This is a genomic window from Bdellovibrio sp. MYbb2, from assembly GCF_056175685.1.
This window is the reverse complement of record NZ_JBJKJI010000001.1, coordinates 779,972-793,826: the sequence shown is the minus strand read 5'-3', so window position 1 is coordinate 793,826 and position 13,855 is coordinate 779,972. Positions and strand designations below refer to the sequence as shown.

General features: G+C 50.7%; 12 protein-coding genes. 8 read left to right on the top strand and 4 right to left on the bottom strand.

Annotation, left to right across the window (positions count from 1 at the left end; genetic code table 11):
- Positions 1-74: 74 nt before the first annotated feature.
- Complete coding sequence (tig, locus tag AC04MQ_RS03910; protein WP_015092724.1) at positions 75-1,388, top strand: trigger factor; 1,314 nt, start codon at positions 75-77, stop codon at positions 1,386-1,388.
- Between the two features lie 226 nt (positions 1,389-1,614).
- Positions 1,615-2,976, top strand: a complete 1,362-nt coding sequence (locus tag AC04MQ_RS03905; RefSeq protein WP_475391145.1) for an energy transducer TonB — start codon at positions 1,615-1,617, stop codon at positions 2,974-2,976.
- 138 nt (positions 2,977-3,114) lie between these two features.
- On the opposite strand, the gene AC04MQ_RS03900 is transcribed toward AC04MQ_RS03905, so the two are convergent.
- Complete coding sequence (locus AC04MQ_RS03900) at positions 3,115-3,243, bottom strand: hypothetical protein (protein WP_011166074.1); 129 nt, start codon at positions 3,241-3,243, stop codon at positions 3,115-3,117.
- 36 nt (positions 3,244-3,279) lie between these two features.
- Positions 3,280-4,044 carry a PorV/PorQ family protein gene (locus AC04MQ_RS03895; protein WP_475391143.1) on the bottom strand — a complete coding sequence of 255 codons (765 nt, stop codon included), beginning with the start codon at positions 4,042-4,044 and terminating at the stop codon, positions 3,280-3,282.
- Between the two features lie 61 nt (positions 4,045-4,105).
- Here AC04MQ_RS03895 and AC04MQ_RS03890 point away from each other — a divergent pair, with 61 nt between their 5' ends.
- The gene (locus AC04MQ_RS03890; RefSeq protein ID WP_041578106.1) at positions 4,106-5,212 is read left to right on the top strand and encodes a M23 family metallopeptidase; all 1,107 of its coding nucleotides are present in this window, start codon (positions 4,106-4,108) and stop codon (positions 5,210-5,212) included.
- On the opposite strand, the gene AC04MQ_RS03885 is transcribed toward AC04MQ_RS03890, so the two are convergent.
- Positions 5,209-6,462 carry a hypothetical protein gene (locus AC04MQ_RS03885; RefSeq protein WP_015092728.1) on the bottom strand — a complete coding sequence of 418 codons (1,254 nt, stop codon included), beginning with the start codon at positions 6,460-6,462 and terminating at the stop codon, positions 5,209-5,211. The genes AC04MQ_RS03890 and AC04MQ_RS03885 overlap by 4 nt on opposite strands.
- Before the next feature lie 131 nt (positions 6,463-6,593).
- Between AC04MQ_RS03885 and galU the strand changes: the two genes are divergently transcribed.
- The 5 genes from galU to AC04MQ_RS03860 all read left to right on the top strand — a co-directional run bounded on the left by galU (position 6,594) and on the right by AC04MQ_RS03860 (position 12,467).
- A complete protein-coding gene (galU, locus tag AC04MQ_RS03880) occupies positions 6,594-7,478 on the top strand; it encodes a UTP--glucose-1-phosphate uridylyltransferase GalU (RefSeq protein ID WP_015092729.1) in 885 nt (294 codons plus the stop codon).
- A gap of 10 nt (positions 7,479-7,488) precedes the next feature.
- Positions 7,489-8,346 carry a hypothetical protein gene (locus AC04MQ_RS03875; RefSeq protein WP_475391140.1) on the top strand — a complete coding sequence of 286 codons (858 nt, stop codon included), beginning with the start codon at positions 7,489-7,491 and terminating at the stop codon, positions 8,344-8,346.
- Positions 8,343-10,388, top strand: coding sequence for a replication restart helicase PriA (gene priA / locus AC04MQ_RS03870; RefSeq protein ID WP_011166080.1), 2,046 nt, complete (start codon positions 8,343-8,345; stop codon positions 10,386-10,388). The genes AC04MQ_RS03875 and priA overlap by 4 nt, the downstream gene beginning before the upstream one ends.
- A gap of 71 nt (positions 10,389-10,459) precedes the next feature.
- Positions 10,460-11,269, top strand: coding sequence for a CFI-box-CTERM domain-containing protein (locus AC04MQ_RS03865; RefSeq protein ID WP_144313881.1), 810 nt, complete (start codon positions 10,460-10,462; stop codon positions 11,267-11,269).
- Positions 11,270-11,321: 52 nt separating this feature from the next.
- Complete coding sequence (locus AC04MQ_RS03860) at positions 11,322-12,467, top strand: NAD(P)-binding protein (protein WP_475391139.1); 1,146 nt, start codon at positions 11,322-11,324, stop codon at positions 12,465-12,467.
- Here the strand turns inward: AC04MQ_RS03860 and AC04MQ_RS03855 are convergent.
- Complete coding sequence (locus tag AC04MQ_RS03855) at positions 12,464-13,813, bottom strand: sensor histidine kinase (protein WP_475391138.1); 1,350 nt, start codon at positions 13,811-13,813, stop codon at positions 12,464-12,466. The two genes, AC04MQ_RS03860 and AC04MQ_RS03855, sit on opposite strands and share 4 nt — an antisense overlap.
- Between the last annotated feature and the right edge of the window lie 42 nt (positions 13,814-13,855).

The following is a 13,855-nucleotide window of genomic DNA, read 5'->3' as shown; positions in this document are numbered from 1 at the left end:
AGTTGCCTAAAGTCGGTCCGTCTTTTAGTATCCACCAGTTTATAACGCGTTGGCGTAATCTAGGAGAAATAGACATGAAATCAAATGTAGAAAAGGTTTCCAACCTTTCCAGAAAGTTGAACATCGAAGTTCCGGCTGCGGCAGTTCAAACAGCTTTCCAAAAAATCTTCAATGGCATCCAAAAAGAAGTGACCATCAAAGGCTTCCGCAAAGGTAAAGCTCCTTTGGCGACTGTAAAAAGCCTTTACGGCGACCGTGTAAAACAAGACGTGGTTCAGGATCTGATCCAGAAGCACTACGCTGAAGCACTGAACGAGCACAAGCTTGAACCAATCAGCTACCCAGAATTCGAGTTCGCAGATCCAACAGAGAACAAAGACTTCTCTTTCTCTGCAGCATTCGATGTTCGTCCAGAGATCGCTTTGAAAAAATACGAAGGCCTGGAAGTTGAAAAAGAAAAAGCTGAATTCGATGCAAAGAAAATCGATCAGGTTCTTGAAAACATCCGCGCTTCCCGCGCAACTTTCGAAGTTGTTGCTGAAGACCGCGCTGTAACCATGAGCGATATCGCTGTTATCAACTTCGAAGGTTTCATGGGCGGTCAGCCTCTTGAAAACGGTTCCGGCACAGATCACCATCTTGAACTGGGCGCGAAACAATTCATCGAAGGTTTCGAAGACGGCATCGTAGGAATGAAAAAAGGCGAAACTAAAACTTTGTCTTTGAAATTCCCGGATCCATACCACTCTGCAGAGCTTGCTGGTAAACCAGTGGAGTTCAAAGTGACTTTGAACCAGATCAAAGCAAAAGTTTTGCCTGAACTGACTAACGAATTCCTGGCGACTCTGGGCGGTCCAACTGACCTTGAGACTTTGAAAAAATCCATCCAGGAAGACCTTGAGCAAACTGAAACCAAACGCATCGAAGACGCCTTCAAAAACCGTCTTTTGAAAGCTTTGGTGAAAGAAAATCCAGTTGAAGTTCCACAATCTTTGATGAAAGAACAAAAAGCATCTTTGGTTGAAGACTTCAAAAAACGCATGTCTGAACAAGGCATGGGTCCGGATGACTTCGCTTCTTACGTTGAAAAATGGGATGGCGACTTCGAAAAGACGGCTGCTGAAATGATTCAGTCTTCTTTCCTGGTTGATGCTATTGCCAAGAAACATGACTTGTTCTGCAAAAAAGAAGACCTGGATGCTAAATTTGCTGAGTACGCTCAACAAACTGGTATCGAAGAATCCCGCATCAAGGAATTCTATGGTCGTCCAGAGCAGGCTTCCCGCCTGACTTACATGCTGACTGAAGAGAAAGTAATCGCTTTCCTGAACAAGTCCGTGAAAGTTAAAGAAGTTCCAGCTGGTTCTTTGAAAGAAGAAAACAACTAGTCTGCTGAATTTCCGTTCTGAAGTTTAAAACTTCCAAAGCCCGTCAGGCGATGCTTGGCGGGCTTTTTTATATCCAGAATGTCGCAACAGCGGCCCTATAAAGACTGACAATCGCCCTAACATCCCTGAAATAAGTACAGACCCACCACCCCCGAGCTGCAATCCAGCCATAACAGGGATGGCCCGGGAATTGATAATGCACTCTTGGATAGCTACAGGAGTGCCTATGGGTTTTAACCTCGATAATGACAAGTCAAAAGATCAGCTGAGTCTGTTCGACTACAAGCTGCCTAGTGCTGACTTTGCACCAGCAAAGAAGTCCAATGCCGATAACACGGCCATTGATTTTGATGCTTTCCTGATGGCCCACCGCGAGCCGGAACAAAGCAAAACCTCCCGCTTCCTGACGATCTCTGCCACCGTCCACGCCGCCGCACTGCTGCTGGCGATGATGGTCACGGTGCCCTTGGTTGAACAGGTAAAAACTGAAACCATCACGATTGAAATCGAAGACGTTCCTCAGCGCTTGATCACTCCGCGCGGAGCAAAAGTGCCTCCGACTCAAGGCGGAACTCCGGTTGCGGCTGATACTCCGGTCGTTGAAAAACTGGAAGACGCCGGCAGTCCGGGCGATGTGGTCATCGCCAAACCCAAAGCCCAGGCCAAAGCCAAGAATGTGGCGAAAGCTCCGAAAGCGGTTCCAGTAAAGGCCACTAAATCGGCGACTAAACCTTCCGTGGCGGCAGCCAAGGGCGGTCGCAGTGTGGCTCCGAAAACAGCGTTCAAAGCCGTTCCAATGACGATTGATGACATTGAAGCTCCAGAACTGGATGAAGGCCAACTGGCCAAACACGCCGTGGCCTCCAGCATGAATGAAGACTTCAATGAAGACTTCGCAAACGTGGACCGCGCCCAAGGTGCTGCGCTTGAAAATGAGAAGAAGTCGATGGATGCACTGGCGGCAGCACTTGCTTCCGAACAGGATGAATCCCTGGCGGCTTTGGATGAAGACAACAAAGCTGAAGCCGACCAACTGGCGGCCCAGCAGGCAGATCTGCGCCAAAGAAACTCCAAAGCGATTGCTTCGGCTTTAGCAAACGAACGTGCTGCTGCGATGGCCGCGGCCGCTCGCGAAGCTGCTGAACGTGAAGCTCGCAGTAAAAAAGCCGGTCTTGGCGGCGAAGGCAATGGCCGAGGCATGGGTAAAGGTGCTGGGGCTGGAAACGCAGGTTCTCCAGGTCAGGGCACGCAACTGGCGGGAACTCCGACGGGCGTTCGCAGTCTGGATCAACTTCGTCAGATGCCGGGCAACCCACGCCCGCAGTATTCTCGCGAAGAGCGTCTTCGCGGAGACCAGGGTGCAGTAGCTTTCTATGCCTACATCACGAAAGAGGGTTATCCTCAGCAGTTTAAAATGATGAAGTCGACAGGCTTCCGTAACTTGGATTCCAAAACCCTGACGGCGCTGAAGAAATGGCGCTTCTATCCGGGTCAGGAAGGCTGGGTGGAACTGCCATTCCGCTGGGACCTCAAAGGGGGCGCGGTGGAAGATGGCGGCATGTTGCGACGCAGCGTTGGTCAGAGATAAGAACAGACCAAAAAACAAAAGGGCTCCAGACGGAGCCCTTTTTTCGTTTCAGCCCCTTCCCGGAGCGTTTTAAGCATAAAAAAAAGCCCTTGGACGTCTCCAGGGGCTTTGAGCTAAGTGCTTTAATTCAGAAGACAATTAGTCTTTGAAAAGAGTCTTTGCAGACTTTGTAGTGCCCTTAGTGCGGTTTGCAGCTTTACGCTTTTTGCCGCTAGTCGCTTTTTTTCTTTCGCGAATATATTCAGTCTTTTTTGTTTTTGAAGCCATTTTATCCCCTAGGTTTTTAACGGAATGAGTTAGTTATCAAAACGGAATCCCCAAGTCAACTGAATGCCTGTAATCCCCAGACTCCTTGGGATTTCCTTCATAGGCATAGTTCAAAGCGAATCTAGGGCCATTAAAGCCCAATCCAGCCGTCAGAAGCTCCCTATTGTCGTTGGTGTCGTTATAGTACCCCAGGCGGCTGACCAAAAAATTATTCATATAAGTTTCCAGGCCCCCCATAACTTCAGATTCGGTCGTGGCATCCAGGCGGATTCGGACCATGCGATTATGGATATAGTTAAATCCCGCCCCGGCCGAGGTTTTACGACGAAGCTCTTCCGGCGCATCCTTGTCTTCTCCGAAAAGATTGTAACCCACCAAGGCCACACCGATATTCGGGCGAGGTGTGTAGATAAAGCCGATATCCGCATTGGTCTGACGGTATGAGGTGTTTGGAAGCTTTTGTTCACGATAGTGACCCGTCACACCCATCGCCCACTTTTCAGTCGCGAATTCCGCCAGAGTCAAAGCCATATCACTTTCTTCCAATTTACCAAGCGATACATCAGAAGTCTTTTTCACGAAGGCAAAAGCCGCCGGCATCGCGCTGTCTTTTGTGTTATCGCTCAAACTGGCGGCGAACTGATTTTCTGCGAATGAAGAAAAGAAGTGACGGCCTTTTAAGTGCACCATAGTACCCGGATTCATGAATGACACATCACCAGGTTCCACCGTCGCACGTCCAGTTCCGCCTGTGGCTGCGGATGTCGAGGAATTATAAACTTGGGCATGGGCCACGTTCACGATAAGATAAAAGCAGAAAAAAACAGAAAGTTTTTTTAACAAGCTCAAAGGATGGGGCATCATGAATCTTCACCTCGTAACACTAGTGAGTGCATTTCTTTTGGCATTCACATCCTATCAATCGGCCCAGGCCGGAGCCAGCACATTTACCGCAAAACCTGTTCGTCTTGGCGACAATCTGATTTCAATTCTGCGCCAGCATGGCTTTTCTCAGAGTGAACGTGAAACAGTTGTAGGCTCAAACAGCAAGCTTCGCAACCTGTTCCTTACTCTCGACACACGCTATCTGGTTCGTCAGGTGAAGGGCGAAACCGAGCTGCGCATGTTTGATTCTCAAACTTCGGATGCTTTTCGCATCGTCAAAAAATCCGGCAAGGTTCAGGCTTTTGCTTACGATCCGCAGTACAAAATCAGCCACACCCGCGTGGAAGGCAAAGTGTATGGATCCCTGCTGGGAAGCATCCTTTCCAAAATCAACAGCAACTGGGTGGCAACTCGATTTATGGATGCCTATGCCTTTGATATTGCCCCGCGAGCCGTCAGCCGCGGCGCTGATTTCTGGCTGGTGGTGGAAAGAAAGTTCGAACAGGGTCAGTTCGTAAAATACGGAGAGGTTTTGCAGACTTCACTGGATATCAATGGCCGTCCAGTTCAGAAAAAGTTTGTTCGTAATAACAAAGGTGGCGGCGTGTTTTTTGCCGCTGGCGACCTGCTTGAAAACAAGCCGTTCTATGCGCCGGTGGATTACCTGAAAATTGCCAGCCGCTTTAAACCCAACCGCGTTCACCCAATCACCAAACGCCTGCAACCGCACCTGGGGATCGACTTTGAGCTTCCCGTGGGCGAACCGGTGTATGCCCCCCGCAAGGGCACGGTGGTTCGTTACGGACGTAATCACGCCGCCGGGAACTATATCATCCTGCTGCACTCCAACGGGATGGAGACGGCCTATAATCACCTTCATCGCATTGATAAAAGAATCCGTCAGGGTTTGAGAGTTTCGGCCGGGGAAAGAATCGGTGAAGTGGGTTGCACAGGTTACTGCACCCGTCCGCATCTGCACTTTGCGGTAAAGAAAAAGGGCCGAATGGTCGACCCTATCAAGTACATCAAATCTTATCCATCGCACATGGAAGCGATGTTGGAAGCGCGCGTAGCTGCAAACTAGTCACGCGTGCAAACGGTCACCCAATGCATGCAACGGCTGTTGGGAACTGTGGTGGAATAGCTTCCGTTTTCGCGGAAGCATTCTTTCGTCAGATCATATTCGGTAACGGCGGCACCATTGATGGATTCTTCCTTGTAACAGGAAACCCCGCCCTTCGGAACCACACACTTCAAAGCCACATTCACATCCCACTGATCTGAACGCAGATGACGGCGCATCACCGCCAATTCAGAGCGGTAAGTCGCATTGCCAGAGATATCACTGTAAGACTGCGCCGGACAAAGAGAAGACGCATCCTGAGTTCTGATCACCGCATAACGGCGACCACAGTTCCAGTTCTTGGTCACCGTCGTCGGATTCTGCAAATCATATTCAGTAATGCTTGAAAGAATATTGTTCGGGTTGTTCACCGCCGCACCACTTACCGGAGCTGGCGTAAACACCATGGAATAACCTTTACCATACGCCGTTTTCACCGGCGCGGTTGCCGCTGGCGCACGAACCTCATAAAGTTCGCCGTTGTTCGGCATGAAAGTCAGACTTAAAATCGCCGCCGTCATGAAAGTACTGCGGTATTCGTTCGCCAGTGATTCACTTGAATTGAAATTCATCTGAGCTTCCATCACGCGGGATTCAGGTGAAAACGGGAAATAGTTCGCCGTCGTGTTTTTCTGCGCGAAAGAATCCATCACCAGGGAATCCGTCAACGGCGCCACCAGTGGAATCACATCCGTCCACAAAGTCAGTTTGTTCGTAGCCGTGTAAACATCGGTCAGACTGTTTTTCACACGAATGGCCATTGTCGCCACCGCACCGTTATTGGCCGGGGAATCTGACAGGTATTCCTTGTATTGGTTTTCAGTCAGCTCGGTGGCTGGATATACGGGATTAAAGTTCGTGTCAGCGTAATCAAAGAATTCATTCGTCAGCTTGACGCCACCCGTGCTGTAAGCGCCGGCCTTAATGGAAAAGAAAGCCGGATTGTTGCGCAAATGGGTGTCCGCACAGGAGTTGTACGTGATCGTGTCAAACCCTGCATCGAAAGCAAATGGAATGGCGGATACTTTGGCTCCGGTTGTGGAGCCGTATTTCGCGGAAAGTTCAGCATCTGTCAGGCCGGCTTCCACCTCACTGCCCAGGTCGGAATCAAATCCGGCCTTTCCGCAGTTCTGGAACGACACGATCAGCACGAAGGAGGCAAAGATGCCGCCCGCTGCACGCCAGGTCGCCTTTTTAAAACGCACTTTCATGGAATACTCCCCTGTACCTAGACTATCATATCTCTTTTCGGCATATTGGCGAAAAACAGCAGTCTTTTTCATATTGAGACAGGCCTCGTTAAGGCTTGTCTTAGAATGAAACGTTTGAGATTTTATAGTCTATGCCAAGAGTTAAAAAAGCCATTATTCCCGCTGCCGGCCTCGGAACCCGTTTCCTGCCTGCCACCAAGACTGTCCCGAAAGAAATGCTGACCATCGTGGACGCTCCGATCATTCTGTATGTGGTGGAAGAAGCGGTGAAAGCCGGGATCGAGGACATCATCCTGATCGCCGGCCGTGGCAAACACGCCATCGAGGATTTCTTTGATACTTCTTACGAGCTTGAAGACAAGCTGGCTAAAGACGGCAAAGAAAAACTGCTTGAGCGTGTGACCCGCATCCGTGATTCCGCCAACATCATCAGCATCCGCCAGAAACAAGCCATGGGCCTGGGGCACGCAGTGCTTTGCGGTCTTCCGATTGTGGGTAAAGAACCGTTTGCGGTTTTGCTGGGCGATGAAATCACCATGGGCTTTCACGGTGAACCGAATGTGACATCCCAACTGGTCAGCTCTTTTGAAGAAACCGGGACTTCCACCATTTCTGTGATGAAAGTGGAAGACAAGGACGTTTCCAAGTACGGCATTGCTGAAATCGAGGAAAAATCCACGGGCTTTTTCAAAGTGACTTCTTTGGTGGAAAAACCCAAAGCCAATGAAACCAGCAGCCGCTGGGCTCTTCCGGGTCGTTATGTTTTCGACAATGCGATCATGGATATTCTGCAAAATGCAAAACCAACCCTGAATGGCGAAATCCAGCTGACCGACAGCATGAAGGTTCTTTGCGCCCAGCACGGCCTGAACGCCATGACTTTCACTGCTCAACGTTTTGATGCCGGCGACAAGCTGGGTTACCTGCAGGCCAATATCGAACTGGCCCTGCAAAGTCCGGAGCTGAATCAGGAATTGAAGTCCTACATCCTCAGCCTGGCCGAAAAACTGAAGTAAGGAGTTCCCGATGAAGAAAATGATTTTCTCCGCCGCCCTTTCCACTTTGCTGCTGCCCGCTTTGGCGACAGCGTACATTCTTCCGACTCGCACGATCCTGCAAAAAACCAGCGAAAACGCAGGCTCTGGTATTTACGCCATCGAACAGGAAGTGCAGTTTTCCAATGGTGAAGAAACGACTTTGGTGAAAGAAACCTGGCTGGTCGACAGCGACCGCACACTGCGCCTGACGGTGACTGGCGGCAAGGACCTGCAAAACTCTTTCCGTCTGCAGTTTGTCTATAACGGCGGACAAAAATGGAGCATGACCGGCGGCAACCGCAAAAGCGAAAAGCTGCCGGAAGAGTTTTTGGAAAAATTCCTGAACATGCGCAATCCTGAAATCTTCGCCAACACGTTGGCGCATTTCAAAATTGTTCCAGCGGGCGCTTTCAATAAAAAACCTCTTGCGAAAAATGCCGCGGACATCAAACACGAACCAGAAAACTGGGTGCGTTTTTCGCGCACGGGTGGAGTCGTAAACTACGCTCTGGGTGTGGCAACCCCGGTAGATCAGGAAGCAGGTTCCCCGGGCATCTGGATCCAGCAGGATGAATTCGTGGTGCGCAAGCTGCGCCTGCCAAGCCAGGTCGAGATGAGCGCGAACAACTATAACAACTTCGCCCGAAACCTTTCTTATCCGCGCTCCCGCACCATTCGCTGGGGCAACAACACTGTGACCATCCGTCTGATCAGCGCTTCGGCTCGCCCACAAACAGCCGTGGCCCTGTTCCAACCTTCTTCTTTGGATACGAACCTGAAATGGGATGGCATCAACTCTTTGGCAACGAAAGACGTTATCACGGAGTTCTACACGAGGTTTAGATGAGTTCGACGCAACTTTGGAAAGTTGCGGCCGACGCTCCTCTTCCTGAGGCATTAACTTACAGTTCAGACCTGCCCCTGCAAAGAGGCCAGCTGGTCACTGTGCCCTTGGGCCGCGGTGGACGAAAAGTCCATGGCCTGATTCTGGGGCCGACCCAGGAAGTTCCCGACTTTGAAGTCAAGGCTGTGGATAGCATTGTGGAAGAATACGCCCCCCTGCCAGAGCCCTATGTGAAATGGCTGGAATGGCTGGCGCAGTATTATCTGCATCCCGTGGGTCAGGTTGTGCAATCGGCTTTTCCGCCACTGCGAAAAACAGAAAAGCAGCGCGCTTCCAAAAGGCCGCCGGTCATTCCGCAACTGGAAGCAGACTCGGCTCTAAACCTAACAGACGAACAGCAAACGTGCTTTGAAAGCATTGCGAAGTTTTCCAGCTTTTCGACCCACTTACTGTTTGGTGTGACGGGCTCTGGTAAAACTGAAGTGTACCTGCGTCTTTTGGACAAGGTTCTTTCCGAAGGCAAACGCGGCATCGTGCTGGTGCCCGAAATTTCCCTGACACCCCAGCTGATTCAGCGTTTTGCACGCCGATTCGGCGACAAGATCGCGGCTTTGCATTCACAACTGACAGATCGCGAACGCACCAACCAATGGTGGGACATTGTCGAGGGACGAAAATCCATTCTGATCGGCGCTCGTTCCGCCTTGTTCTGTCCGATCGACAATCTGGGTCTGATCATCGTCGACGAAGAGCACGAGCCCAGCTTCAAGCAGGATGAAAAATTAAAATACAACGGCCGCGATGCCGCCGTCATGCTGGGTAAACAGATGAACTGCCCAGTGGTGCTGGGATCCGCAACACCAAGCCTTGAAACCTGGAAAAATGCGGTCGAAGGAAAGTATCACCTGCACCGCCTAACCCGCCGCGTGGCCAATCGTGCTTTGCCGGATATTGAAGTCATTGATTTAAGAAAATTGAAATCCGATGACGAGGAAAAACAAAAGGCCATCACTAAATATTCGCATCTGCCATTCTGGCTAAGCCCCGATTTATATGAACGAATGCATCAGGTGCTGGACCGCGGTGATCAGGCCGCTTTGTTCCTGAATCGTCGCGGGATTGCCCAGATGGTGGTGTGTCCTGCCTGTGGTCACACCCGTGAATGTCCGAACTGTGATATTTCACTGACCCTGCATGCGCACTCGCATCTGATTTGCCATTACTGCGACTATCACGAAAATTTCAAAACCAAATGTCCGGACTGCAAAGAGGGACAACTGGAAGCCATCGGTCTTGGCACCGAACTTTTGGAAACGGATTTGACCCGCCTGTTCCCGGGCAAAAAGATCGCCCGCGCAGACCGCGATGAAATTCAAAGCCGGGCCGATCTGGAAGACCTGATTGCCAACATGGAATCCGGGGATATCGACATTCTGGTCGGCACCCAGATGATCGCCAAAGGTTTGGATTTCCCGAAGCTGAAACTGGTGGGATTGGTGCTGGCGGATGTGGGCTTCAATCTGCCTGATTTCCGCGCCACCGAAAGAAGTTTCCAACTGATCACACAGATGAGCGGCCGCAGCGGCCGGCACGTCAAAGACGGCGAAAGCCCGGGGCTTGTGATCATTCAGACCTTCAACACGGAACATGACAGCATCACGTTTGCAAAGAACCATGACTTTGAAGGCTTTGCCACGCATGAACTGGAAATCCGCTCCGCACTGAATTACCCACCCATGGGCCGTCTGGTCAGCTTCCGCATTCAAGGAACTAAACTGGGACAGGTTGAAGAAACCGCGAGACTATTGGCCAGAAGAGCACAGGCTTTAAAAACCCAATTCCCGCAATATGGCTCGATTGAAGTCTTGGGCCCGGCAGAAGCTCCGCTGTCGAAACTGCGAGGCCAATTCCGATATCATCTTCTAATTAAAACTACGCAGCCTGCAGCTGCCAATCCCTTTTCAAGACAGCTCTTGGGCGACCAGGATTGGGTTCCTTCAGGGGTTAAAATATTAATCGATATTGATCCAATGAGTTTGCTTTAGTCGCAGGCCTTACCTAAAATAGAAGGTTAAGGACCAATGAAATGATTCAATGCCCTCGATGTGGAATACAAGTGACCGAATTGCACCCGGTGGATCCGGAGCTTATCAGTAAGCTTCAGGCCGCTGGTGAAGGCAATTTGCCTCCACAGGTTTGTGCAGGATGCATTTCGGATCTGAAGCGCACGGTCGCCACCAGCAGTGGCGGCGTATTGATGCAACAAGAACGCGCGCGCGAGCAGCACCGTCTGCAACTTTGGAAAAGCCGCGTGATGCTGATCAAAAAAGCGCGCATGTGCATGAGTCAGAAGCTTTATTCTGAAGCCGCCATTTCCTACGAAAAATATCTGAAGATTCTGGACATCGTCTTTGACATCAAAAAAGGTGAAAAGCTGAAACCCGAAGCTTTCAAAGAAAGTGCACGCACCACCGAGCTGACCGTCGTGGCTTCGGTGTACTGGGATCTGCTGCGCATCTACGACACCCATGAAAAGTATCAGGATCGCATGATGAATGCTGCCAAACAGCTTTCCATGTTCATTCAGTTCACACCGATTTATCCGGACATCATCCGCAAGGCTGAATCCTTCCAGAAAACCGCGAAGAACCCGCAAATCGTAAAACAGTTCCTGAAGATGTCCGACAAAGAACGCCCTCGCTGCTTTATCGCAACTTCGGCCTTTGAAAACCCGGCCGCCTTTGAGGTGATGCAGCTTCGCGCCTTCCGCGACACTCAACTGCGAACACACATCTGGGGCAGAAAGTTTATCGCTGTTTACTACAGGTACTCCCCTCACATTGCTTGCTTACTCGATAAGCACTCCTGGCTGAAACCCTCAGTCAGAGCCGCTCTCCGCGTTTTGATTAAATGCGTTAGCAGATAATTCGTCCGTTTGAGGCTTGCAAAGCGGCTTCCTTATGAGGGAAGGTATTTGCATGGCTCATATCTACGATTACGCAATTATTGGCAGCGGACTTACCGGACTTAGCATCGCAGCGGCACTTAGCCGCGAAACAAAAAACATCGCCCTGATCGAAGCGGCGGATCTTCCTTTTGGTTCCAACAAAAAGGTCAACTTCCCGACCGGCCCGATGAACAACGGTCTGCGCTTTGTTCCGGACTCTGTGCTTTCTGAAAAAGCCCTGCGCTTTTTGGGAAGCCTGATTGACGTGAATGTGGCACCGGAAGCTTCGGAAGAAGCTCCCGTGACCTACGAAAGCGGAAACTTCAAAACCTTCCTGGGTTTTGGTGAAAACCCGCCGGCGTTCTATGAAGAGTTCAGCTACTTCACTTCCAGCAAACGCCTGGATCTGGCGGTAGAGCCTTATCAGTGGACCCAGATGCTGTTTGAAAAGTTCAACGGCACTTTCCTGCCTCGTTCCTATGTGACCAAGTTCCACCAGGAAGGCGAGCGCGTGACTCACATCACGGTTAACGGTTCCAAAACTGTGCACGCTCAGAACTTTATCTTTGCCGGCACTGTGAAAGACCTGGCGTTGCTTCTGCCGGAAGACGCGATCTCGGTGCGCGCCCGCACGAAGCTTGCGAAAAACACTTACTGGACTGCTTTGTGCCTGGATATCTGCCACGCTAAACCCGTGACTGAATCCACCGCGATGCACGTTTTAAACGGCACCACCCAGGACGAAATCGGTCCGTGCGTGGGCAAGTTCCATGCTCCGGTTGAAGTCGAAGGCGCGCCTTTGCAAGCGTCTCAGTGGATGACTTTCATCGAACAGGAAGTGACTGAAGACAGCGAAGTTGTGGGTACGGCTTTGAAGAAAATCAAACGTCAGATCAAACGTGCTTATCCGGAAGCTCTGGACAACGTGAAGCTTGAAAGAATCTTCGTGACTCCGATCATCGCGGGCAACGGCGACATCAAACTGAGCGCCAACATGACGATGCCTGAACTTGAAAATCTGTGGATTGCTTCCGCAACTGTGCACGAGCAGAAAAATCTGGTCGGCGCTCTTTTGCAGGCTGAAATGATTGTGGCTTCTTTGGGCTTCAAAGTTGAAGCGAGCGACATGCCATCAGTATCCGATGAATCCGAATCCATGACCGAGGCTGCTCTTTAAGCCTCGTCCAGCGGCAGGGTGAAGAGGAACGTGGTTCCCTCACCCGGCGTGCTTTCCACCTTGATATCCCCGCCCATCATCTCGATCAGATTTTTACAAATCATCAACCCCAGCCCCGAGCCGCCATAAGTGCGGGAAATCGTGACGTCTTCCTGCGAGAAGCTGCGGAAAAGCTTCGACATGTTTTCCAGACGAATGCCGCGACCGGTGTCAGACACCTTCCACGCATAATGACCTGAACCGGGCTGTCTTTGCAGACTGATGCAGACACGGCCCTTGTCCGTGAACTTCACCGCATTACCAACCAGGTTCATCAGAATCTGGCGCAAGCGATGGGAATCCCCCATCGCAAAAGCCGGAATACTTTCATCGATGTCGAATTCAAGCTGCAGATTTTTTTCCTGGCACTTGGCTTCGAAGATTTTAAGAATGTCCGTGTGCAGTTCTTTGACGTCAAACTTGTGCCTATCAATCTGCAAAAGTCCGTTTTCAATTTTTGAAATATCCAGAACATCATTGATGATATGCAAAAGTGAATCCGAACAGCGCTGAATCGTCCGGACATAGTCCGTCTGATCCTTGTCCAGCGAAGTGTCGCGCAGAATATCGGCAAAACCGATAATGCTGTTTAATGGTGTTCGGATTTCATGGCTCATATTGCTTAAGAATGTGGATTTGATGGAGGATAACTGCAGAGCTTCTTCGCGCGCCTGCACAAGTTGGTACTTGGAATAGGCCATTTCGTAAAGTTCACCGCGAATGCGCTCAATACCGATGATCAGAATAATGTCTTCAATCAGGATCCACGCAGCATGTTCCAACCACCGCCACTGGTTGCTTTCAGCCACCCCATACAGCGAGATCGGCAGCATACACCCGCGCAGGATGTGATCCGAGATCACGATAAAAGACGCCACCCCCAACAGCCCGACATCCTTATAAAAGGCCAGGGCGGCCAGTGAAACAAAGACATGGAAGTGGCTTTCGATCCGGCCCCCCGACAAATGGATAAACAGGATCGAAAAACACATCTGCGAGACAGCCACCACATAACGGGTCCACTTTTCCCCGGGGCAGACATAGACGCAATAGACCGCTGGCAGACTGAAAAGCCCCCCAAAGATCAGCCCCACGAAGGCGTTTTCAACCGCCCCGGAAAAGCTTCCAAGCCACGTCGAGGGGGTTAGTACGATGCCCATGACGATAGCTGCAACCCATTGAATTAAAAGAAGAATTGAAAAACCGCGATCTACGCGAATGTGGATGTCCCGGGATTGCTCCAGGAAAATTCGTTGCACCTGTCGTTGTGCTTCCGGATCGCTCCGACCGCCCCTAGATTGGTTCATTTCCCACCGCTTACGTTCTAGATTAATTGGGAGATTACCCCC

Bases quoted from the DNA above. Each gene is read 5' to 3' on its own strand.
- tig (WP_015092724.1), top strand. From the start codon at position 75: ATGAAATCAAATGTAGAAAAGGTTTCCAACCTTTCCAGAAAGTTGAAC.
- AC04MQ_RS03905 (WP_475391145.1), top strand. From the start codon at position 1,615: ATGGGTTTTAACCTCGATAATGACAAGTCAAAAGATCAGCTGAGTCTG.
- AC04MQ_RS03900 (WP_011166074.1), bottom strand. From the start codon at position 3,243: ATGGCTTCAAAAACAAAAAAGACTGAATATATTCGCGAAAGAAAAAAA.
- AC04MQ_RS03890 (WP_041578106.1), top strand. From the start codon at position 4,106: ATGAATCTTCACCTCGTAACACTAGTGAGTGCATTTCTTTTGGCATTC.
- AC04MQ_RS03885 (WP_015092728.1), bottom strand. From the start codon at position 6,462: ATGAAAGTGCGTTTTAAAAAGGCGACCTGGCGTGCAGCGGGCGGCATC.
- galU (WP_015092729.1), top strand. From the start codon at position 6,594: ATGCCAAGAGTTAAAAAAGCCATTATTCCCGCTGCCGGCCTCGGAACC.
- AC04MQ_RS03875 (WP_475391140.1), top strand. From the start codon at position 7,489: ATGAAGAAAATGATTTTCTCCGCCGCCCTTTCCACTTTGCTGCTGCCC.
- priA (WP_011166080.1), top strand. From the start codon at position 8,343: ATGAGTTCGACGCAACTTTGGAAAGTTGCGGCCGACGCTCCTCTTCCT.
- AC04MQ_RS03860 (WP_475391139.1), top strand. From the start codon at position 11,322: ATGGCTCATATCTACGATTACGCAATTATTGGCAGCGGACTTACCGGA.
- AC04MQ_RS03855 (WP_475391138.1), bottom strand. From the start codon at position 13,813: ATGAACCAATCTAGGGGCGGTCGGAGCGATCCGGAAGCACAACGACAG.